The 894-nt window shown below is 58.7% G+C and carries 1 pseudogene; it reads right to left on the bottom strand.

Annotated features, from left to right (window positions below):
- Positions 1-201 (bottom strand): annotated as a pseudogene (locus NKI25_RS36255) (ABC transporter substrate-binding protein); the annotation flags it as partial.
- Positions 202-894: the final 693 nt, after the last annotated feature.

Below are 894 nucleotides of genomic sequence, written 5' to 3'. Positions count from 1 at the left end.
TTGCGTGGTGCGGTACATGACTGGATTGGCCCCATGGGTCAGAAACCGATAGGCGCCGGACTCCTCCATGAGGTCCTGCATCTCCTGATAGAGCTTCGCCCGCGCGTCGGTGTCCTCGATCGTGGCCCCCTCAGTATAGAGCTCGTCAAAACGCTCGCTGCGGAAGCGTCCCCAGTTCCAGACGCCCTCTTGACCTTGCACGAACCAGGACGTTGCATAATGCGGATCTGGCAGGCTGGAAAAATTGTTGACGAGAGCTGCATGTTTTTCCAGCGCTCGCCTTCCGATTCCATGCCTCGTATAGTATGAGCCGGAATCCGGCTGTTGACCTCGACCGTTATACCAATCTGCGACAATTGGGCCTGCACCGTCTGAGCTATGGTCGAATAAGTAGTCTCGTTTAGGCAAACGATGGTCACGTCAAATCACTGACACCGGCCTTTGCCAGGAACTCTTTGGCCTTTGCGAGATCGCCTTCCGGTGGGACGAGCGTCTTCTCGCGGTGCCCGACAATACCTGGAGGAACGCGGCCTGTCGACGCGGCGGCCTGTTCCGCATGGGCAGCATCCAGGATTGTGGCACGATGGTGAGCGACTATCTTCAGAGTGGGCCGCTTTCGTACTAGTTGCGTTGACTGCGGGTCAGGTTGACGGCGACTGAGTTGCTATGGTTCCATTCTCTCCCTGTTTAGCTTCTGCCTCTCATCGATACGGACCGCTCCTTTCCCGGCATCCATCTTCCCGCTCAGCATCATCTCGTTTCCGGGACCAGCGTCATGTCGTCATCGCAACAACGCGCGTGCCGATCTACGTCCACGTCGTACGTGCCCGGACGTTCCGGCCCGTGGAGGCAGGTCTCAGCTTTCTCGGCATGGGGGTTCGCCCGCCGACGCCC

Origin of the sequence: Mesorhizobium sp. M0808 (genome assembly GCF_040320025.1) — a bacterium.
Classification (GTDB): domain Bacteria; phylum Pseudomonadota; class Alphaproteobacteria; order Rhizobiales; family Rhizobiaceae; genus Mesorhizobium.
This window is presented reverse-complemented; position numbering and strand designations above follow the sequence as displayed.